This is a genomic window from Niallia circulans (genome assembly GCF_003726095.1).
Lineage (GTDB): Bacteria > Bacillota > Bacilli > Bacillales > Cytobacillaceae > Niallia > Niallia circulans_A.
Genome location: NZ_CP026031.1, coordinates 854396 through 876909, shown reverse-complemented (window position 1 = coordinate 876909; position 22514 = coordinate 854396). Strand labels below are relative to the sequence as shown.

Below are 22514 nucleotides of genomic sequence, written 5' to 3'. Positions count from 1 at the left end.
TCCCCCTAATAGATCATTCTTCTTTTCAATGAAGAGATTAACGAATTAATATTATTTACTTATCAAAATCCTAATCTCCTAACACATTTTTGACATATTCCATGATTTTCTTTCCATTAACCATTCCATAATCAGTCGCATTAATAGCTTCAACTGGACAGTGTTGAAACTTTTGAACGATAGTATTAAGCTGATAACGAACTTGAGGACCAAGTAAGATAAAATCTGCATCGTTTGCAACATTAACCGCTTCTGACAATGCATATGCATCAATCGTACATTTATAATTCATTTTTTCTGCTTCTTGTCGCATATTTCTAGTTAAAATGCTTGTTGACATACCTGCAGAACATAGTAAAATTATTTTTCTCATATATAATCCCCCAAATATTTTTAATAAATATACTTAACTCATAAAGTATCTAAGCAAACGTAACTTTAGATAACTATTTATTAATCAGACTTAAAGCCCACTCTAAAACTTTTTTTCCATCCATCATTCCATAGTCTACTGTATTAATTACTTTTACAGGAATTCCTTTCACACCACCATATTCTTTTATAAAACTATCTTCTTTATAGGAGACTTGGGGGCCTAAAAGTAAAATATCAGTATCTCTAATATTTTTTTTCACCTCCCCTTGTCCCGTTGCACAAATTATTATTTCTTCGTTTTTTTCTTTAGCTGCTTGTTCCATTTTTCTAACAAGCAAGCTTGTTGACATTCCTGCTGCGCAGACGAGTAAGATTTTTTTCATAATTTCTCCCCTTTCTATAAGTTTATCGTTTTCTTAGTTAGTTCAATAATTTCAATTGATAAGTCTCTAACTGTCATGGCATTCATTAAGTGATCCTGTGCATGAACCATTAACAAAGATACCTCTGAGCTTTCTCCTCTTGCCTCTGCTTGAATTAAATCTGTTTGGATTCTATGGGCTTTATTTAACTCTTCCCTTGCTTCTTCCATTAATTTTTCTGCTTCTTCAAAATGGGCATTTTTAGCTTCTACTATTGCCCTCATGGCACAACTTCTAGCATTTCCTCCGTAAATGATAATTCCCATAATAATCTCTTGATTTTCCAAGTTGTCACCTTCTTTTTCATATTTAATTCCTTAACTAAACTATAATTTTAAAACGCTTCCAATTAAAGTTTATGTTTTTCCATTACTAGTGGAAAGAAATTGGCCTTTTAATCATATATAATTAATCAAAACTAAAAATCATCCTACCAAGTTAAATTGGTTACATCTCTTTTATTAATTTCATTATGGTGCAGGAATCTAGAGCATTGATAATTTTTTGAACAATATCACGATCGTCAATAAATCGAAATAGTGTATCATACATCGGTTTCAACTCTTCTTTGTTATCATCCGCTACATGAAGAAGACAGACCAACTGCACCTTATGTTTTCCCCAATCAATTGGCTTTTCTAATGTCGCGATTGTCCAAAATGTATGCGGGGACTTTGCCTCTAATGGATGAGGAATTGCAACCAGATTACCATAGCTTGTTGAAGCTACCTGTTCTCTGTCCATTATCGTTTCAACAATCCCTTCCTCAGTCATCTTTTTTTTAATAAGTTCCTCTCCAAGATAGGTTATTATTTCTTCAGGTGTTTTGCATGATAGATGTGCGTATATTAATTCTTCAACTAAATACTTATTTATAATTGATTCTTGAGTATCCCCAATCATTTGTTCAACCTCTGTTAGTTCACTAGTCCCTAGGAGTGTACTTACTACTACGTGAGGAATCTTGATGGTGCTTGGCAATTGAACAGTACTGACTATAAAATCAATATCATCTTCTTCGTACATAGAAAGGTTATATAATTCGGTTGTACCAATTATTGATATTTTATTACCAAACTTTGCACGCATCTTATAAAGTAATAATTGCGAACTACCATGTCCAGTGGTACAAACAATTAGACATCTTTTTGGTTTTATTTTTAATTTAGATCTTTCAATTGCTGCACCAAAATGAAGTGCAATGTAACCAATCTCATTTTCATTAATGACAATATCGAAGTCCTCCTCAATTACCTTTCCTGCTATAATAGCAGCCTCAAATGCGATTGGATAGTTAACTTTTATTGCCTCTAACATTGGATTATATATATTCATCTGATATTTAACCCGATGAAGTGCAGGCTTAAGATGTAGGCTAATAGCAACTAGTAGCTCCTTATCATTGCCAATGTTGAGACTCATTTGTTCCTCAACATTGCTTATCATACGTTTAACAGTTTCTATGATATTGTAATTAAAACTATTTAATAGTTCTGGCTGGTTTTTATTTAATAACAATCTGTTTCCTAATAAGTGCATAGTTACATACACTATTTCTCCTCTTGGAAACTCCAGATTCAGCATTTTCTCCATGCTTTTGATAATTCTTTTTGACACGATATATTCCTTTTTATTTTGGATATTCTCTTCAACTTCATTTAAACTGTCCACGTACTGCTTACTTTTTATTCTTTGGCAGGCAATAGCAATATGTACTACTAAATTATGTAAGGCTATATCAGATAAGTTAAGATCAAATGCTTTTAGTTCTCTTAGCGCTGTCTCTCGAATTAATTCCATACTATCTTCTGGCAATAGCCATGACTGTCTTTTTAACTTTTCTTCTATAATAGAAGGTCTGCGGAATAATAGCTCTGAAATTGCAAATCTAATATTTCTTTCTGAACCTGCAAGTCTCAATCCATACTTTGCTTTTTGAGCAAGCTTCAAATTGAATTGCTGTAAAATAACTTTTACATCCTTTAAATCATTTTTTAATGTTGATTTACTAACAAATAATTCATCTGCCAAATCCTCTACTTTAAAATAATTTTGTCTTAATAGAAACTTTTTCAATAAATAGTGAACCCTATCTTCTGGTTCAACTGGGACATTTTTTTCAAACTCAATAAATTGAGAAATAAATTGTTTGAATTTGCATTCATCACAAACCTCAAGTTGATAACCACGGCTTCTAACAGAAACGATATTCGCTCCTGCATTCATTAACTGATTGTCAATTTCTCTTAAATCATTACGAATTGTTCGAGAGCTAACTTGAATTATAGAGGCTATTTGTTCACCACTAATTGGCTTCTTTTCTGAAATCAGCGCTTTTAAAATCTGTTGTTGCCTCGCATTCATAGATTCTCCTCCCCTCATAAGTATTCTTCATTTAATTATAAAGCGTTTTCACAAATGCTGGGGTACAAAGATTTTCCATTATGTTAGGAAAATTTTTGTTAAGGATGAAAAAGTAGTTTTTTAGCTAATAATCCAAGATGATATATTTTGGGCTTATTTTGAACCTTCTAAACTCCAACTCTAGTTTAACCATTTAATAAGAAGTGCTAACCATAATAGAATTTAAGATTCATATTTACATAAAACCCTAAAATAATTTAGAAAAGCTGAAATATTTGGCATAAAAATGCCCTGCTCAATAAGCAGGGAGAAAGTGAGGGAAGAAACTGATCATTCCTTCCCCTCTTTATAACGAGCAATTATTGTATCTCCATATTCATAATTATTTGTTATAAACTCAATTTTACCACCAAAGAGGGAAAAATGGACCGAATCTTCTTATTCCAAAGAATGGGAATGCAAAAAGTCCAAATCTTCTGAACGGAAATATTAATCGACTATCTTCGCTTTGATTATGACCCGTTACCAATAAGTATACGTTTTCATCATCATAACTATGGAGAATCCCTTGGTGAACTTCACCATCTCTTGTTTCTATTTGAATAAATTCAAATAAGTGCTTGTGACATTTCGGATGAAATTTGTGTTTATAATGATCATGATCCTTTTTATGATGATGATGGTGATGTTCATGATGACTTGAAGATGATTCCATTATATCTCTATTATTTTCCACGGCATTAGCCTCCCCATTTAAATTCACTGTAGTTTATGCACAAGTGAAAATAAGGTTCGACTTTAAGTTTGACCATTTTATAGGAATTTTGAACCATATTGCATATCATCTGTTTTTTCTCTTTTGTAAGAAGAATACGAGTAGTGCCATTAAATACTTATTGTCAATGAAGCAATCTGTTAAAACTATTTCTCATAATTATTCCGCAACAATCACATTAAATTCTTTAAATATTTCCTAGCCTTAAACACCTTTTTTTCTCAACTAAAGGTCCCCTTATAGTTTGGGAACCCTTAATAACATCGGAAACCACTAAAGAACCCACAAATAATAATACCCTACTCCAAAGAATAGGGCTTATCATCACAATACTAGATTCAGCTGACTTTTATATCTTTTATTAACCTATAGTGGAAAGGTAAGAAAAAGTAATAAATGATTATATATACAGGTATGCTATAAAGCAAATTCCATCCTTTATATTCCATGAATCCTGATATATGGCATGTCCACTCAATGAACAAAGACAATAATGCAAATAATAGTGTTCGTTTCATACGTTTATCTCTGTGCAATTTATTTAGAAACCATATTGCTAATGATGATGGAATAAGTGCGTATGTTAGCAGCTCCCCAATTCCAGTAGATTCCCCTCTCCCAAAATTTACCCAATCTAAATATATTGCAAATACACTATTGGCAATCCAGGTAATAGCACTAATTACGCCATAAGTACAATAAATTTGCAGCCCATTCATTTTTTCCTTTGGCATAAATAATACCATAATTAATAATAATACTGCCCAAACAATAGGAACCCAAATCCCTTTAGCATGAATGTCAAGATTTTCAATAATTTTGTTCAAAACAATCACCACTTTTTTTGAATAGTTTAACTTACAATTATTCATTTTATACACATAGAAATTAAAAAACCCCCACTTAAATGAGCGGGGGACAGTAATAGTATTATTAATTTGTTCTCGCTTTATAATTTCTGATAATGATTTTGGTATAGCTTATTCTGAAAGATAAGATTTGGAGGTAAACATTTTGTTAGACTAATTATGATAACAAATCTCTGTCACCTAATATGCAAGACTACTCAGTTAAAAACCTCACAAAAACATTCCTTAAATTTAGCTCAGACAAGTAAAAGTGATCAAAATGTGGTCAAATTAATTGTAACCTCTCTACAAAATAATTACATCACACGCTTAAACATTTTCTCCATTTCATAAGTAGAATAATGCACAATAATCGGTCTACCATGCGGACAGGTAAATGGATCGGATGTTGTTCGAAGTTCGTCCAATAAACTTTGAATCTCATCATTTCGCAAATGGCGATTTGCTTTAATGGATCCCTTGCAGCTCATCATGATGGCAGCTTCTTCTCGTAAAAGCTTGATATCTACTTTTCGCATCGAGAGTACTTGTTCAATCATTTCTTCGATTGTTTCTTTTTCTTCTCCTTTAGGGAACCATTGTGGATGGGAGCGTACTAAGTAGCTTTGCTGGCCAAATGGTTCGAGAAATACGCCGACTTTTTCGAGCTCAGCTTTATTTTCTTCTATTTTCATCCATTCATCTAAGGAATAATCTAATGTTAATGGGATAAGCATTTCTTGTAATTCCTTATGGACTTCGCCAACCTTTTCCCGGAAAAATTCGTATTTGATTCGTTCTTGAGCTGCATGCTGGTCGATAATATATAGGCCTCTTTCGTTTTGTGCAAAAATATAAGTTCCATGCATTTGCCCAATTGGATAAAGGGGCGGAACTCTCGGACCCTCTGCCACGTCAGCTATTTCTTCCTCTTCCCATGTTTCCTCTATCTCTTCTTCTGTTGCAGGAGGGATACTACTATTCCCTTCCTGTCCAAAGAAAAAGGCTGTGCCATCTGTTATGGTTGATTCTTCTTCACTTTCTCCAGATGGCCAACTGCTTGGTGTGTCTTCAAGAGGTTCGCTCCAACTCGGCTTTTCTACCTGTTCTGTTGTTGGATTGGAAAAAGTAGGCTCCATTTTGGGAACAGATACTGGCATTGCCGATTCGCGAATCGTATCAAAGCTAAAGGCCGCTTGCTCTTCTTTCGGAGCTGGCTTTTTCTCGCGGATAAGTCCTGCTGGAATAAGCTCCTTTTTCTTAAATGCCGATTTAATCGTATTACTGACAAGTTCGTATAATTCTTGTTCTTTGCTAAAGCGCACTTCCATTTTCGATGGATGAACGTTAACATCAACAAGGATTGGATCCATTTCAACATTTAAAAGAACAATCGGATATCTGCCAATAGGCAATAACGTATGATAGCCTTCCTGAATACTGCGGACAAGAGAATAGTTCTTAATAAAGCGGCCATTAATCATTGTGGAAATATAGTTCCGTGATGCCCGCGTAATTTCTGGCAGCGCCATATAGCCGCTTAGTTTAAAATCAAGAGTACTTGCTGAAATTGGTATCATTTTTTTGGCTATATTTAAGCCATAAATACCCGCAAGTACTTGTCTTACATCCCCATTACCATTTGTATGAAGGAGCTTGCGGTCGTTATGCACTAAGCGAAAACTAATATCAGGATGCGCAAGGGCAAGGCGGTTGACGATATCGGTAATATTACCTAGCTCTGTATGAATCGATTTCATATATTTCAATCTTGCTGGCGTATTGAAGAACAAATCGCTGACAATGATCTCTGTTCCCCTTCTTCCCGGCGCTCCTTCCTGTTTCACTAAATGTCCGCCTTTAAGCTCTACTGTTGTCCCTTTTTCTCCGGTAGAAGTGGTCAAGGTGACTTGAGAGACAGAGGCAATACTCGGTAGTGCCTCGCCTCTAAATCCAAGGGTACGGATTCGAAATAAGTCATTTTCGTCTTTTATTTTACTTGTTGCATGTCTGGAAAAAGCAGTTAAAACATCCTCTTCGTCAATTCCTTGTCCATTATCAAGAATACGAATGCTTTGTAAACCAGCTTCTTCGATAAAAATTTCAATTGAAGTACTTTTTGCATCGATACTATTTTCTACTAATTCTTTTACAACAGAGGCTGGCCGCTCAACAACTTCACCTGCAGCAATTTTATTCGAAAGTGCATCATCCAGTTGAATAATCTTTGCCATTTTTTCTCCTCTTTTCTTTCTTACTTTTTTCTGTTTTCATGTGTTGGGCAGTGTATCAGCTGAAATGGTCGAATTTGTAGCTATCTTCTTGCCTATGAACACCGTTTTTTCTAGCGCTTCTTGGTGTTTCGGCTTTCATCCTGCTTATGAACACCGTTTTTTCCAACGTTCCTTGGTTTCATGGCTTTCACTCTCTTTATGAACACCACTTTTTCCAATGTTCCTCGATTTTTCGGCTTTCATTCTCCTTATGAACACCATTTTCCCCAACGTATTTCCATTTCTATGCGTTCATACCACTGACTTTACACTCTATCACCCTAACCCACTTTATCGATCATTTCGGACTTTTTTATGAAGTTCATATAATGTATTTAATGCCTGCATTGGCGTCATTTCTAATATATCTAAGTCTTTTAGTTTATTGACGATTTGCTTTTCTTTCGTAGAAATCGCCTTTTGCGGTTTTTTCTCTTCTGTTTCAAAGAAGGATAATTGTGCCTCTTCTTCGGCTATTTCAGCTTTCACAACCGGTTTTTCGATTACTGCCACTGCTGTTTCTCCAGCAAATTGATCCTTTTGCTCAAGGCTTGTTAATAGCTCTTGTGCTCGTTCAATCAATGCTTCTGGCAATTCAGCAAGCTGTGCAACGTGAATCCCGTAACTCTTGTCTGCTGCGCCCTCTTTTATTTTATGCAGGAAAACAACTTTTCCGTTTTGCTCCATTGCACTGACGTGAACATTGCTTAATGATGGAAGTTCGTCTGCAAGCACAGTCAGCTCATGATAGTGAGTAGAGAATAAAGTCTTTGCGCCAACTTCATGATGAATGTACTCGATAATCGCTTGGGCCAGTGCCATTCCATCATATGTGCTTGTGCCCCGACCAATTTCATCGAATAAAATTAAACTATTATTAGTAGCATGCAGGAGTGCGTTTCTTGCTTCCAGCATCTCCACCATAAACGTACTTTGGCCAGAAATAAGATCATCTGCCGCTCCTATTCTCGTAAATACTTGGTCAAATAACGGCAGCACTGCATCATCTGCTGGTACAAAGCAGCCGATTTGCGCTAAAATGCTTGTTAAGGCAATTTGGCGCATATACGTACTTTTACCAGACATATTTGGTCCAGTAATTAACAGCAATTCTCTATCTTTATGCATGGTGCAGTCATTTGCTACATAGCTTTGCGCGTTCATTACCTTTTCTACTACAGGGTGTCGGCCATTTTTGACAGAGAGCGTACGATCATTTGAAAAGACAGGCTTCACATAGCGGCGGTCCTCACTTACTGTTGCGAAACATTGGAGCACATCTAGTGTGCTTACAGTTTTTGCAAGGTTTTGTAAGCGTGGAATATACTCTTTAATGGTCTCCCGGATGGTTGTAAAAATCTCGTATTCTAATTCAACCATTTTTTCTTCAGCTTGCAGAATTAGACTTTCTTTTTCTTTTAATTCTGGCGTGATATAACGCTCCGCATTAGCAAGGGTTTGTTTACGCTCATACTGTCCTTCTTGTAAAAGATGGACGTTTGCTCTTGTTACTTCTATATAGTAGCCGAATACACGATTATAGCCGATTTTCAGCGATTTAATGCCTGTTTTTTCCCGTTCTTCTCTTTCTAGCTGAGCAATCCATGTTTTGCCGTTTCGACTTGCATCGCGGTAACTGTCTAATTCAGGATGGTAGCCGTCTAAAATAATATTTCCTTCTTTAATAGACAACGGTGGATTTTCAACAATAGCTCGCTCCAGTAAATCAGTGATATCTTCACAAGGATCTAGGTCTTCAGCCAATTTTATAGCTTCCTTTGAACCAAACAATGCAACAATTTGCTGAATAATCGGTACTTGTTGTAACGATTTTTTTAGCTGGACAAGATCTCTCGCATTAACATTTCCAAAAGCAACTCGTCCTGCTAAACGTTCTAAATCATATACTTCTTTTAATTTTTCCCGCAAATCTTGGCGTTCAAAGTAATGTCCGATCATCGTCTCGACGAGATTTTGGCGATATTTAATCTCTTCCTTATTTAAGAGTGGACGATCAATCCACTGTTTTAAAAGTCGTCCGCCCATCGCGGTTTTCGTTTCATCCAATAACCAAAGAAGTGATCCTTTTTTTCCTTTTGAGCGAATCGTTTCCGTTAATTCTAAGTTCCGCTTAGAAAAATAATCAATCTTCATAAATTGATCAATCACATAGATCGAAACCGGTTGTAAGTGATCCAAGCTTCTCTTTTGTGTGCGATATAGATAATTAAACAAGCGGACAACCGTATTTCTTAACTGCTGTTCTTGAATACCTTGCAATAATGGCAGATGCACATCTTTTTCATCCAGCTCATTTTCAATCGAAAGAGTTAACGTACCTCTTTCCTGTAACCGTTTCTGATACTCTTTCGAGAAATCGTCAGAAATTACTACTTCTTTTGCTCCCGATAAGGATAGTTCATTTAATAAAGAGTCTATTCCCTTAAGAAGAGTTGCTTTGCTTTCCCCTGTCGATAAATCGCTATAAGCAAAGCCAAATTGCTCTTCTGCAAATAAAGAGATAGTGGCAATATAGTTATTTTCTTTATCGGAAAGGTTCTTTCCTTCCATCATCGTTCCAGGGGTAATCAGCTGAACGACCTCTCTTTTCACAACTCCCTTTGCTTGTTTCGGGTCTTCTGTTTGTTCACAAATAGCCACTTTATAGCCGCGTTCGACTAGCTGTTCAATATAGTTGGCAGCAGAATGATGCGGAACACCGCACATGGGAATTCGCTCTGCTCCTCCGCCTTCTCTGCTTGTTAAAGTGATTTCAAGCTCCTGTGATGCTTTGATGGCGTCATCAAAGAACATTTCATAAAAGTCTCCTAAACGAAAAAATAAAAAGGCATCCTGATAATCTGCCTTCACTTGTAAGTATTGTTGTATCATGGGCGTATATGTTGTCATAACTTCCTCCAAAATCCTGTCCAAATCTATTATTCTCCCATTATAACATAAAGAAATAGAATATTTCAGTGGGTGGTATTGGGAAAAGACTATGAATATCTCTGAAAAAACACTTGCTTTTTTGTATGAAGTTAGATGTGATAACTAGTTCATTCCATTGTGCTCCATTCCAGTATTATTTTTAAAAATAATACTAGTAATTCGCGAGCAAATCTTTTATAATTTAGCTTGCAATAAAAGTTAATTTTAGGAAAAGGAGCAATTATCTTGAAACGTATTCTATCTATTCTTTTAACAATTGTTCTTATGGTCAGTTTTATGCCACATTCAAGTGCTGAAGCAAAAACGAAGGTTAAAACGTATAAAAATTGTACAGCCCTAAACAAAGATTATAAGGGTGGCGTTGCTAAATCCAAAAGCACCAAAAATAAGGGTGGAAAAACAAAGTACAAACCGTATGTATCTAAAGCCTTATATAACGCAAACAAAAAAATGGACCGTGATAAAGACGGAATTGCTTGTGAAAGATAATCTTCCTGCCTTTTTCTTATGCGAATTGGAAAAAGGCTTTTCTATTATTGATTATTAATGAATCATTAATAGAAAAAAAGACTAGGAAAAGCTCCTAGCCTTTACTCTTCTTCCCCGCCTACAAGGAAGTCTGGATTTAATTCCTCAAATTCTTCATCTTCTACTTCATCTTTAAACCAGGCATCGTCATCTTCCTTGCCACATTCGTCTGTGCAAACCTCCACACAGATTTTTGTTTCTCCGATAACTTCCACGATAAATTCTTTTTCTACATGGACAATGATTTTATTGCCATTTGGCGAAATCACTGCTTCAATGCAGTTTGGTTGTTGCAAAACGCGTGCAATAACATCATGGTCTTCTAAGCAGTCAGGATCACGATATTTTAATTTAATGACATCTGTATATTTCACACGCTCTGTTACTACTTCCGTTTGTGTATTATCATTATAAGAATACCAAACGTTAATATCAAAGTATCCACAAATTTCTACTGTTTTACCAACCTTTTCTGCTTCATACGTATGGTTGATAATCCAGCAGCCCAAGATACTTGATGGGCTGTTGTCTGGGCAGATAGTATGATTGGATTTTGTAAATTTACGTCCTTTCGCTACGACTGCCTTTGTAATAATCTCTCTATATTCTCCCATGTTCGAGCGAAACCTCCTCATTCATTTTCATTTCATCCTATGCGGGATAGGAGTCTAGTGTGCGACAATTTTTAAAGACGATAAGTAATGCTTAAATCTACTTCATTGTATGTAAAACTTGGGTAAGTGTGCCGATATTAGCCATTTTTCTAGACATCTATCCTTCTTTTTATCAATTCTAAAAAGCACTTTCCTTATTTCTTTATTAATGAAAAAAACCTTATCTATTCAGCTCTTTTTTTTGCTTTTAAAAAAATATGCGTTTGTATTAATACATTCGCGGATACAGCTTGTTCTAATCTCTATATACTGTAGTATACGGTAAGGGGGTGAGGAAGTTGGCAGGGTTATTTAATAAAAACGATCAGTTTGATTTTAAATTCAATGTTAATGGTAAAGAGGTTACTGGCGAGGACAGAGCTAAATACGCACAAGAATTAATTACTAAATTATCTTCAGAGATGGGTGGATTAGTCCAAAAGTTAACCAAAGGTGTTTCTGAGAATGTAGCTGGAACTACAATGGATGCAATGAAGGAGAAAGTTGCAAGTACGGTTGATTTAGATTCAATTAAAGAAAAAGTAAAACCACATCTTAATCCTGAAACGCTAAAAAGCATTGTAAGTGAAGACACCCTAAGCAAGCTACAAGAGAAATTACCTGTCATTGATGCTTCAAATGATGATGGGAACCTTAAATTAAATGTTAACGGCAAGCCTATTTTTTCACTAGATCTTTCAGATTTTATCAAAAAATAAGTAATCAATCTTTTCTTTGAAAGGAGGTGAAGTCAAATGTTGTCTAAATGCACATCTGATTGTCACAAAGGTAACGGTTCTGGCGTTGCTGGTACTGATGTTACTGCTAAAGGTAAAGGCATTGGAAACAAAGGAGCAGAACTTCGCGGATTTACTAATGCTACTCAAGGTAACGGTAACCTAGCTAACCAATTTTCTGCTTCTGGTGCTGCTGGTGGTGCTGCTGTAGGTGTTAACTTATTAAACTTCTTTGTTGGTGGTATTTTAGTTAATGCTAACGTTGCTGGTGCTGCTACTGCTGTATCTTTCAACCAAAATAGCCCTGAAATGGTGAACGAAGGTTAATCACCTTTAAAATAAGCACTCCTATAAGTGATAAGCATATAATAAAGGGCAACATCTTCTTGATGATTGCCCTTTTCTTTTACATACCTAATAGAAGGAGGCTAAAGAATGGCTAAAGATAAAAATATTGGGTTAACTGCTGAGAAACTAAAAGAGCTTGGGGTACCAGAGGAGCTTATTGATAAAATTCTAGAAACAGGAGGTCCTTCTGTTAACACCCATGCAGAAGGAGGAAATGGTGGAAGTGCCGTCAGCTTAACTTATGTAGACAATTACTCTGTCTTATTTCTTGTTTATACATTTCTATTGCAAACAGTTAATAACGGAAATGCCAAAGATAAAGAAACAAAGCAGCTTAATAAAGCATTGCTTTCAACCTTGCAAACAGCTATGAAGGAACAGCAAGAATATCGGAAAGCATTCTTACGAGCGATCAATATTTTAAATAATCAAAACAAGTAAAACCAAGCAAAGATATGCTTGGTTTTACTTGTTAACATTCTATTTAAAAAGTATGCTACCCATTGCATTACACCACAAGGAATCTTTACGATCGCTCGTTCTTGGATCTCAGCCTCTTATTGTTCTTTCTTCTTCTCAACGGAAGAAAGGATTTCTGTTTCTACTGTGTCTGCGATCGTTTTTGTTACCATTTGCAGCATATCGTTAACAATTTCTTGTGATTCTTTAAATTCACTGACAATTGGCAGTTCATCGATTTCTTTTTGTAAGGCATCAATTTTTGCTTCAGTATCTTTTAAAGCAGCAATTTTGCCATAGTGCTGAAGATTAACTGCTTGTTTTTGAAGCTTTTTAATCTGGGCAATTCGATCATTTACTTTTTGGTTTTGATTGATTTGTTTTTCTGCTCGTTGGTAAAATTCCACTTCTTCTGTCTCACGAATCATTTTGGCAAGCTGCTCTGTTCGTTCGATAATTTCTTCTCGTGTGAATTTCGCCATTAGTTTGCCTCAACAGCTTCTGCTTCTAATACCTCAATCATTTCTCCGTTTAATGACCATGTTTTTGCATCGGTAATTTTCACAGAAACAAGTTTGCCAATAGCCGATTTTGGTCCGACAAAGTTTACTAGCTTGTTTTTACGTGTATAACCAGCAAGCACATCTGGGTTATTCTTGCTTTCTCCTTCTACAAGAACCTCTACCGTTTGGCCTTGATAATTCTTCATGGAATTAGCAGAATACTCATTAACTAAAGCATTTAGGCGCTGTAAGCGTTCCTTTTTGACTTCCATCGGAACATTATCTTTCATTCGTGCTGCAGGTGTTCCTTCACGTGGAGAATAGATGAATGTATAAGCAGCTTCAAAACCAACCTCTTTATAAAGAGATAATGTTTCTTCAAATTGCTCATCTGTTTCATTTGGATAACCAACAATAATATCTGTTGTAAGAGTTAAATTAGGAATAGCCGCTTTCATTTTGCGAACTAATTCTAAATACTGCTCTCTTGTATATTTACGTGCCATAATTTTCAACACATCAGATGAACCCGACTGAACTGGTAAATGGATATGTTCCACTAAGTTACCGCCTTTAGCAAGCACCTCAATTAAATGATCATCGAAATCACGTGGGTGACTTGTTGTGAAACGAACACGCGGAATATCAATTTTGCGCATTTCTTCCATTAAATCTCCGAAACGGAAATCAATATCTGTAAAGTCTTTTCCATAGGCGTTTACGTTTTGACCAAGCAATGTAATTTCTTTATACCCTTGTGCTGCTAAATGACGCACTTCTTGGATAATATCTTCTGGACGGCGGCTTCGCTCTTTTCCGCGAGTATATGGAACAATACAATAGGTACAAAACTTATCACAGCCATACATAATGTTTACCCATGCTTTAATTTTTCCATTACGTACTTTAGGAAGGTTCTCGATCACATCCCCTTCTTTAGACCAAACTTCTACGACCATTTCTTTTGACATATATGCTTCGTGAAGAATATTTGGTAAACGGTGAATATTATGTGTACCGAAAATCATATCTACTTGTGTGTATGTTTTTAAGATTTTGTTTACGACAGATTCTTCTTGTGACATACATCCACAAACACCTATTAAAAGGTCTGGCTTTTCCGTTTTTAAATGCTTTAAATGTCCTAATTCACCAAATACTTTATTTTCTGCATTTTCACGAATCGCACAAGTATTAAGAAGAATAACATTGGCGTCATCGACTGAATCTGTTGCCTCATAGCCTAAAGCTAAGAAAATCCCTGCCATTACTTCTGTGTCATGTTCATTCATTTGACAGCCATATGTACGAATGTAGAATTTACGCCCTTCACCCATTCCGCGGAACTGCTCGGAAATGGAGAAATCCTTCTCATAGCGGACTTCCTCTTTTCCTCGTCTTTTGGCATCTTTTAAAGAAGGGGCTTTGTATACTGTTTCGAAATATTTGCTATAATCCTTTTCGGATTTTTTGTCCGAAGAATTATTGCTTCCGATTTGCTGTCCTTCTAAACGTTGGTTTTCGTTCATTTCAACTACTCCTCTCTTATCGATGATTTTGGTTTCATCCATAAGTTTGTTAATATACATGTTTAGGCTTCTTATAGATTGGTGTTTTCTCCCCACCATCGATTCAAATTGAACCGATAAAAACTACTTTGACAAGAAAAACATCCATCCATATAATAGCTGCTTTTTCATATGTACTATTCTTTATAGACATATTTTCATTATTCTAGTATAAGCCTTTCATCTTTTGAAAACAATAGCAACGTCTTAAAGATATCATTCTACTATTTTCTTGTTGTTTAACTAAAAAGATACTTTCTCCCTCTTCCGCAAAGGAAAGAAGATAGATGATTTTCTTTATTTCGGAAACCTTTTTGTCATATTCGTATATAAGAATTTCTCTACTTGCGTACTTGTATAATATCTTGTTAGCTCATTTATTAGATTAGGATAATCGACAGCGGAAGCTAGACCTTTTACCGTTTGGTCGATTCCATCAAAATCAGAACCAAAGCCGACATGATCTTCACCTCCAAGCGAACATATATAATCAAGATGGCGTAGAATATCTGTAATAGTTGCTGTGTTGGTTCCACTTAAAAACTGTGGCACAAAAGTAATGCCGATTACACTGTCTGCTTCTATCATTGCTTTAATTTGGTCGTCGCGTAAATTACGAGGATTTGGACAAAGATTATATGTATTCGAGTGTGATGCATATGGATACTCTGCATGCTCCATAACATCCCAGAAGGCATTTTCCGATAAGTGGGAAACATCTACCCAAATTGCTTGCTTATTCAAAAGCTTCACTGTTTCTCTTCCGAATAAAGATAAACCAGCACCTCTAGGTTCTAGTGCTCCATCCGCAACAGCATTCGCATAGTTCCAAGTAAGTCCTACTGCTGAAACACCTAATCGAAGCAATGTTTTTAATTTTAGCAAATCTCCTCCAATCGCATCACAGCCTTCTAATGTTAGGAGTGCACCAATTTCACCATTTTTTAATTCCTTTATATCTTTTTGTGAGCGTATAAATTTTAAATCTGCATTCGGCTGTAAGATTTTATCATAAAAGATAGTTGCCATGGATAAAGCTGCTTCAAACCGCATATCAGGATGGACAGATTCTGGAACATAAATAGCAAAACATTGAATCTTTGCCCCCCCTTTTTGTAAATTACTCTTAGTGACATGAAGTTTATCACTATTCTGAAAATTTATCGTTTTATCTATAAACATTTTATATAATACATCACAATGACCATCGAAGTAACTCAAACCATTCACTCCCATACAAATATGTTTTTTATGTAAATCTTGTGGCTATTTCTCTCCCTCAAGATATCAATTGACTATAGTTATAAAAAAAGGATGCCTCACTCATTTGGTTTATTCTCCACAGTTTCAAGTTAATAGCGGGAGAAAAGTTCATTCTCCAACTTAATTTTTTCTGTGGGACCTAAACCTATTGAGGAGACATCCTCCTTCTTTTTTTAAGGTTTGCTCTATTCAGTTTCCAAAAGATCAAAGGAACACAAACAAGCATACCAATCTCAGAAGGGATACAGTGAAACTAAGTCAGAAAAGATTTTTTTCTTCTCCATTTATCTTAGTTAATCATTCAGTCCTATACAGACAGCTGACTTCACATCTGCTTCTACAAATATCCAAAAGTTCTACCGCCATACTGTCCAATTAAGATCAAAATAAATGGAAAAGCATGTAATTACATGCTTTTCTACTTTTTATCAAATCTTGTTTTCTCTTTATCTAGGCTCCACAATGAGCTTGATGGCCGTTCGTTCCTCACCGTCAATGACGATATCAGTGAAGGCAGGAATACAAATTAAATCCACTCCGCTAGGTGCTACAAACCCTCTTGCGATAGCAACTGCTTTAACCGCTTGATTTAATGCACCTGCACCAATAGCCTGGATTTCTGCTCCACCTCTTTCACGTAGAACACCTGCAAGCGCACCAGCTACAGAATTGGGACTAGACTTTGCTGAAACCTTTAATATCTCCATTTCTAGCTCCTCCTTGTTTAACCCCCCCGCATGTTACATTAAATAATAATGAACATATCAGGATATATATCATTCCAATGTTACTATATTCCAAGTTTCATACACATATTCCAGCTTGGACATAAAAAATTAGAAAATATTTGTTTATACAAGATAGCTATATCCTCAAATAATTATCCTTTTATTACGAGAAAAATGGATGATCATCATTGATTAATATACGTTCTATTTTCTTTGCTTTCCCAGTCTTTTTATCTACTTCAATTAAACAGCCGCTTAATTGTGCTCTCCCACTTTTTGGCGGCTCGAAACGTGTTGGCAAATTGGTTAAGAAACGATTCAATACTAATTCCTTTTGCATTCCAAGAATCGCATCATATGGCCCTGTCATCCCAACATCGGCCATAAAGGCAGTTCCATTTGGAAGGATACGGTTATCAGCTGTTTGCACATGCGTATGTGTTCCCACAACAGCTGTTACTTTTCCATCTAAATACCATCCCATTGCTTGCTTTTCACTTGTCGCCTCTCCGTGGAAATCAACAAAAATAATATCAGTACGTTTTTTTGCTTCCTCCACTAAGCCATCAATCACAATAAATGGATCATCACTCGGATTCATAAATGTTCGCCCTTGTAAATTGATGACAGCTACTTCTATATCATTAATTTTAACAAACACCATGCCTTTTCCTGGATTATTTTCGGGAAAATTTGCAGGTCGTACTAAGTATTTTGCCTGATCGATGAATTCAAATATTTCGCGATTATCCCATGTATGGTTTCCCATTGTTATTGCTTGAGCACCAATTTCTAAAAAGCTTCGATAGATTTTTTCGGTGATACCTTTTCCGCCAGCAGCATTTTCGCCATTTATTATCGTCATCTGCGGACGGTATTTCTCCTTTAGCTTTGGTACGTACTCTTTAATCATATCTCGACCCATAGAGCCTACGACATCTCCAACAAATAAAATATGCATGTCTTTTTTCCTACTTTCTAATCTTCACTATGTAACAGTGTAACATATAATTGCCTGCGTTCCTAACTCGATTTTCCTTCTAAAAACTTTTGGAAGATAATGTTGCCAAACATAAAAAAACGGTGCAAACGCACCGTTTTTATTTTGCATATTCAACCGCTCTTGTTTCACGAATGACGGTTACTTTGATATGACCTGGATAATCTAATTCCTCTTCGATTTTCTTACGAATATCACGAGCTAATCGATGAGATTCTAAATCATCCACAAGATCAGGTTTCACCATGATTCGAATCTCACGACCTGCTTGAATAGCGAATGATTTCTCTACTCCATCATAAGACTCTGAAATTTCTTCTAATTTCTCAAGTCGGCGAATATAGTTTTCTAATGTTTCTCTTCGCGCTCCTGGTCTTGCAGCTGAAAGTGCGTCAGCAGCGGCTACTAGTACAGCGATAATTGAAGTTGGTTCTGTATCACCATGATGGGATGCGATACTATTGATCACAACTGGATGTTCTTTATACTTGGTAGCAAGTTCGACACCAATTTCCACATGGCTTCCTTCGACTTCATGGTCAATTGCTTTCCCTATATCATGAAGTAAGCCAGCTCTGCGGGCAAGAGTTTGATCCTCACCAAGTTCAGCAGCTAAAATTCCTGATAATTGTGCCACTTCCATACTATGCTTTAATACATTTTGTCCATAGCTTGTACGGAATTTTAGACGGCCGAGAATTTTAATTAAATCTGGATGTAATCCATGAACTCCGACCTCAAACGTAGTTTGTTCTCCGATCTCACGAATATGTTCATCCACTTCTCGACGAGCTTTATCAACCATTTCTTCAATACGAGCTGGATGAATACGTCCATCCTGGACGAGCTTATCTAACGCAAGTCTAGCAGTTTCACGTCTTATTGGATCAAAACCAGATAAAATTACTGCTTCTGGTGTATCATCAATAATTAAGTCAATTCCTGTTAATGTTTCAAGCGTTCGAATATTTCGCCCCTCACGGCCGATAATTCGCCCTTTCATTTCATCATTTGGAAGGTTAACAACGGAAACTGTAGTTTCTGCAACATGATCAGCTGCACAACGTTGGATTGCAAGTGACAAAATTTCTTTAGCCTTTTTATCTGCTTCTTCTTTCGCTCTAGTGTCACTTTCTTTAATCATTATCGCAATATCATGAGCAACTTCTTGCTCTGTACGCTCTAAAATGATGGATTTCGCCTCTTCTCGAGTTAATCCAGAAATGCGCTCTAGTTCTGTTTGCTGCTTGCGAACCATCTCGTCCACTTTGCTTTCCATCTCTTCCATATGCTGTTGTCTTTTATTAAGAGAATCGTCCCTCTTTTCTAACACTGATTCACGTTTATCTAACGCTTCTCCCTTGCGATCAAGATTTTCCTCTTTTTGCAATAAACGATTTTCTTGTTTTTGTAGTTCATTTCTTCGATCACGAACTTCTAGTTCTGCTTCACTACGAAGCTTGTGAATCTCATCCTTTGCTTCTAACAAAGCTTCTTTTTTCAATGCGTCTGCTTCACGCTTTGCATTCTCCATAATTTGTTCAGCAGTCAACGTTGCATTGCTAATTTTTGCATTAGCATTGGACTTTCGAATAAAATATACAACAAAGCCAACAACGGCAATAACGATTAGAATAAGCAAAATGGAGATGATTTTTATTAAATCCATCATTTTCACCTCCTCTTGCTATCAAATTGTGTTTGTTACGATTTTAAAAGTATTGGCTTAAAATGTTCCTTTTTTCAATCGAAATTTCCCTAGTCTTATAAAATGTTTTCTAGGTTTTCATACTTATAAAAATGTAAAATATACAATTTAATTGTATAGTTGTACCAATTTATTGTCAAGGCTTTGAACTAGTAGGATTAACCTAATTCTCATTGGCTATCTCCGTTATCATCTTCCTCTAACAATTGCTCTTTACTTCCTATATATGTATGAAATATCACCTTATTTAAAGCTAAACCTAACCTATCATCCGTATTATAGTCAGAAACTAAGCTTATTAAACCTAGGAAGTCCTTTATCCCACAGCCTCTTTTAAATACTTAAGTGGATTGAGAAGATTTTTTTACTTTCCAGATTACGATGGACAATAATTGTGTTTTTTGGGATCAGTCAGCTTGGAGCACCCAAAGAACGCTATCGAATACTTTTATAGAATAGCAACAAAAAAGATGGCAAACGGAAAAACCCGTCTCCCATCTTTCTTAACGATTAATCGATTAATTCAAATTGTTCATTCTCATCATTTTCAGGCTTTAATGTAACTTCTTTATCCAGCCCGTAATGATCGCGAATTTTCTTTTGAATTTCTAGGCGCATTTCTGGATTTTCTTTCAAGAATTGCTTCGCATTTTCACGGCCTTGCCCTAATCTTTCGTCATTGTAAGAATACCAAGCACCACTTTTTTGAACAATATCAAGTTCAGAACCAAGGTCAATGATTTCTCCTTCTTTTGAGATACCTTCACCATACATGATATCGACTTCTGCTACTTTGAAAGGTGGTGCTACTTTATTTTTTACCACTTTGATTTTTGTTTTGTTTCCTACCATATCTGTTCCTTGTTTTAACGTTTCAGCACGACGAACTTCTAGTCGGACAGATGAATAGAATTTTAGCGCACGTCCACCAGGAGTTGTCTCAGGATTTCCGAACATTACTCCAACTTTTTCACGAATTTGGTTAATGAAAATAGCAATCGTTTTTGATTTATTAATAGCACCAGATAACTTGCGAAGTGCCTGTGACATTAAACGAGCTTGAAGTCCAACGTGAGAATCTCCCATTTCGCCTTCAATTTCTGCTTTTGGTACAAGTGCTGCTACAGAGTCAATAACTAAAATATCAACTGCACCACTTCGTACTAATGCTTCCGCGATTTCTAATGCTTGTTCTCCGGTATCTGGTTGAGAAAGTAATAATTCATCAATATTAACGCCAAGCTTTTGGGCATAAACTGGATCCAATGCATGCTCTGCATCAATAAATGCTGCTTGTCCGCCATTTGCCTGAACCTCAGCAATAGCATGAAGCGCTACTGTTGTTTTCCCTGAACTTTCAGGACCATAAATTTCTACAATACGACCTCTTGGATATCCACCAACACCTAGGGCTGCATCTAAAGCTAAAGATCCACTTGGACTAGTAGAAATGACTCTATCTGCTTGCTCTCCCAGCTTCATGATACTACCTTTACCGAATTGCTTTTCTATTTGTTTTAACGCCATTTCTAATGCAGCTTGACGATCACTCAAATACGTTCTCCTCCTTATATAAAAAATGAATCTCACCAATCATGATTCATTCGTTGTTTAAAAGATTATATACTTAATATACCTTTTTTCCTTTCATTTGTACAGTAAAAAATCGAACATTCATTCGTTTTTTTATTTTCCAGCTGAAAGCAACCTTTTAAGTAAAAGATATCCTATTATTTATCTTCTAACATTTTCAATAAGAAATATTGACCGTATCTCACACTTCTAACTCGATTACCAGCTCTTGTTCCACTTAATGCTAACTTCTCTACTTTTGTCGGTTCACCGCTTTTAGCAATCCCAATATAAACGGTACCTACTGGGTTTCCTTCTAATTCATTTGGACCTGCAACTCCTGTGAAGCTTATCCCAATGTCAGCTTTTAATAGACGTGCAACATTCTCCGCAAGTTCTTTCGCACATTGCTCGCTTACGACACCATGTTCTTTGATCGTCGACTCTTTTACTTGCAAGATTTGATGCTTTACTTCATTTGTATAGCAAACAATTCCGCCTTTAAAAATATTCCCAGCGCCTGGAATTCCTGTTATCTCTTGCTGAAACAGTCCTCCTGTCAGACTCTCTGCGGCTGCTAATGTTAAATTTTTCTTTAATAAAATATGAGAAAGCTCATTCATTAAAGTAGTGTCCTCATACCCATAGAAAAATTCTCCTACACGTGCGAATATTTCTTCTTCTGTTTTTACAATCAATTTATCTGCTTCTTCTATAGAATCATGCTTACATGTGATACGTAATGTTACCTCTCCATCTCCTGCGAGCGGGGCAATAGTCGGATTGGTCTGGGCATCAATTAAATCTTCTATTTTTGTTTCTAGCAGGGACTCCCCAATGCCAAAGAAGCGAAGCACGCGTGAAACAATGACATCTTTGCTTGTCATTTGCTTTTGTATTGCAGGAAATCCATATTTAACAAACATTGGCTGAATTTCTTTCGGTGGTCCTGGTAAAAGCATGTAAAAGCGACTGTCTTTTTTTAAAAACATCCCCGGTGCCATACCATGGTCATTTGGAAGAACGTCGCTTCCTTCTAATACTAATGCTTGCTTTTTATTATTTTCCGTCATCGTGCGTTTCGTTTTGACAAAATAGTCTTCAATGGAATCTAAAGCTGTTTTATCAAAAACCAACTCTTTCCCTATATGCTTGGCAATCGTTTCTTTCGTTAAATCGTCCTTTGTTGGACCTAATCCACCGGAGAAAATAAGCAATTGTGCTCGGCTTTCAGCGACTTTTATTGCTTCCTCTAAGCGAGCTGCATTATCTCCAACAACTGTATGATAATAAACATTTACTCCTAAGTCGGCTAAATGCTTGGATATAAATTGAGCATTTGTATTAGCAATTTGTCCAAGTAATAATTCTGAGCCAACAGCAATAATCTCTGCATTCATATAATGCTCCCCCTTTTTGTCTGTTCATAAAGAAAGGA

The 22514-nt window shown here is 36.1% G+C and carries 21 protein-coding genes; 4 read left to right on the top strand and 17 right to left on the bottom strand.

Annotated elements, in window-relative coordinates:
* Positions 1 to 70: 70 nt before the first annotated feature.
* The 8 genes from C2I06_RS03975 to mutS form a co-directional block, all read right to left on the bottom strand.
* Positions 71 to 373, bottom strand: coding sequence for a PTS sugar transporter subunit IIB (locus C2I06_RS03975; protein WP_095329263.1), 303 nt, complete (start codon positions 371 to 373; stop codon positions 71 to 73).
* Positions 374 to 446: 73 nt separating this feature from the next.
* Positions 447 to 758, bottom strand: coding sequence for a PTS sugar transporter subunit IIB (locus C2I06_RS03970; RefSeq protein WP_095329262.1), 312 nt, complete (start codon positions 756 to 758; stop codon positions 447 to 449).
* 14 nt (positions 759 to 772) lie between these two features.
* Entirely contained in the window at positions 773 to 1063 is a 291-nt protein-coding gene (locus C2I06_RS03965) for a PTS sugar transporter subunit IIA (protein ID WP_123259104.1), read from the bottom strand.
* Between the two features lie 181 nt (positions 1064 to 1244).
* The gene (locus C2I06_RS03960) at positions 1245 to 3161 is read right to left on the bottom strand and encodes a BglG family transcription antiterminator (RefSeq protein ID WP_095329260.1); all 1917 of its coding nucleotides are present in this window, start codon (positions 3159 to 3161) and stop codon (positions 1245 to 1247) included.
* Positions 3162 to 3564: 403 nt separating this feature from the next.
* Positions 3565 to 3897 (bottom strand): hypothetical protein, encoded by a 333-nt coding sequence (locus tag C2I06_RS03955; protein ID WP_095329259.1) that lies wholly within the window; start codon positions 3895 to 3897, stop codon positions 3565 to 3567.
* Between the two features lie 377 nt (positions 3898 to 4274).
* Entirely contained in the window at positions 4275 to 4763 is a 489-nt protein-coding gene (locus C2I06_RS03950; protein WP_164463612.1) for a hypothetical protein, read from the bottom strand.
* 338 nt (positions 4764 to 5101) lie between these two features.
* Positions 5102 to 7018 (bottom strand): DNA mismatch repair endonuclease MutL, encoded by a 1917-nt coding sequence (gene mutL / locus C2I06_RS03945; RefSeq protein ID WP_123257487.1) that lies wholly within the window; start codon positions 7016 to 7018, stop codon positions 5102 to 5104.
* Positions 7019 to 7348: 330 nt separating this feature from the next.
* Positions 7349 to 9967: a DNA mismatch repair protein MutS gene (gene mutS, locus C2I06_RS03940; protein ID WP_123257486.1), complete on the bottom strand. Its 2619-nt coding sequence runs from the start codon at positions 9965 to 9967 to the stop codon at positions 7349 to 7351.
* A 306-nt stretch (positions 9968 to 10273) separates the two neighbouring features.
* Here mutS and C2I06_RS03935 point away from each other — a divergent pair, with 306 nt between their 5' ends.
* Positions 10274 to 10498 carry an excalibur calcium-binding domain-containing protein gene (locus C2I06_RS03935; protein ID WP_370999621.1) on the top strand — a complete coding sequence of 75 codons (225 nt, stop codon included), beginning with the start codon at positions 10274 to 10276 and terminating at the stop codon, positions 10496 to 10498.
* Between the two features lie 101 nt (positions 10499 to 10599).
* Here the strand turns inward: C2I06_RS03935 and C2I06_RS03930 are convergent, their stop codons facing one another.
* Entirely contained in the window at positions 10600 to 11151 is a 552-nt protein-coding gene (locus tag C2I06_RS03930; RefSeq protein ID WP_095329254.1) for an outer spore coat protein CotE, read from the bottom strand.
* 338 nt (positions 11152 to 11489) lie between these two features.
* Here C2I06_RS03930 and C2I06_RS03925 point away from each other — a divergent pair, with 338 nt between their 5' ends.
* From C2I06_RS03925 to C2I06_RS03915, 3 genes are all read left to right on the top strand, one after another.
* Positions 11490 to 11909 (top strand): hypothetical protein, encoded by a 420-nt coding sequence (locus C2I06_RS03925; protein WP_095329253.1) that lies wholly within the window; start codon positions 11490 to 11492, stop codon positions 11907 to 11909.
* Between the two features lie 36 nt (positions 11910 to 11945).
* Positions 11946 to 12254: a hypothetical protein gene (locus tag C2I06_RS03920; RefSeq protein ID WP_095329252.1), complete on the top strand. Its 309-nt coding sequence runs from the start codon at positions 11946 to 11948 to the stop codon at positions 12252 to 12254.
* A 108-nt stretch (positions 12255 to 12362) separates the two neighbouring features.
* Positions 12363 to 12716, top strand: coding sequence for a hypothetical protein (locus C2I06_RS03915; protein ID WP_095329251.1), 354 nt, complete (start codon positions 12363 to 12365; stop codon positions 12714 to 12716).
* A gap of 116 nt (positions 12717 to 12832) precedes the next feature.
* On the opposite strand, the gene C2I06_RS03910 is transcribed toward C2I06_RS03915, so the two are convergent.
* The 8 genes from C2I06_RS03910 to C2I06_RS03875 all read right to left on the bottom strand — a co-directional run bounded on the left by C2I06_RS03910 (position 12833) and on the right by C2I06_RS03875 (position 22476).
* Entirely contained in the window at positions 12833 to 13216 is a 384-nt protein-coding gene (locus C2I06_RS03910; protein ID WP_123257485.1) for a YlbF/YmcA family competence regulator, read from the bottom strand.
* The gene (gene miaB, locus C2I06_RS03905; RefSeq protein ID WP_095329319.1) at positions 13216 to 14766 is read right to left on the bottom strand and encodes a tRNA (N6-isopentenyl adenosine(37)-C2)-methylthiotransferase MiaB; all 1551 of its coding nucleotides are present in this window, start codon (positions 14764 to 14766) and stop codon (positions 13216 to 13218) included. The genes C2I06_RS03910 and miaB overlap by 1 nt, the downstream gene beginning before the upstream one ends.
* 336 nt (positions 14767 to 15102) lie before the next feature.
* A complete protein-coding gene (locus C2I06_RS03900) occupies positions 15103 to 16026 on the bottom strand; it encodes a dipeptidase (protein ID WP_123257484.1) in 924 nt (307 codons plus the stop codon).
* Between the two features lie 488 nt (positions 16027 to 16514).
* Positions 16515 to 16775 carry a stage V sporulation protein SpoVS gene (gene spoVS / locus C2I06_RS03895; protein WP_016201204.1) on the bottom strand — a complete coding sequence of 87 codons (261 nt, stop codon included), beginning with the start codon at positions 16773 to 16775 and terminating at the stop codon, positions 16515 to 16517.
* A 184-nt stretch (positions 16776 to 16959) separates the two neighbouring features.
* Positions 16960 to 17757, bottom strand: a complete 798-nt coding sequence (locus tag C2I06_RS03890; protein ID WP_095329248.1) for a TIGR00282 family metallophosphoesterase — start codon at positions 17755 to 17757, stop codon at positions 16960 to 16962.
* Positions 17758 to 17896: 139 nt separating this feature from the next.
* Entirely contained in the window at positions 17897 to 19465 is a 1569-nt protein-coding gene (gene rny / locus C2I06_RS03885; protein ID WP_047940071.1) for a ribonuclease Y, read from the bottom strand.
* A 549-nt stretch (positions 19466 to 20014) separates the two neighbouring features.
* On the bottom strand, positions 20015 to 21058 hold the full coding sequence (gene recA, locus C2I06_RS03880) for a recombinase RecA (protein WP_095329247.1): 1044 nt from the start codon (positions 21056 to 21058) through the stop codon (positions 20015 to 20017).
* A gap of 176 nt (positions 21059 to 21234) precedes the next feature.
* Complete coding sequence (locus tag C2I06_RS03875) at positions 21235 to 22476, bottom strand: competence/damage-inducible protein A (protein ID WP_123257483.1); 1242 nt, start codon at positions 22474 to 22476, stop codon at positions 21235 to 21237.
* Positions 22477 to 22514 lie beyond the last annotated feature (38 nt).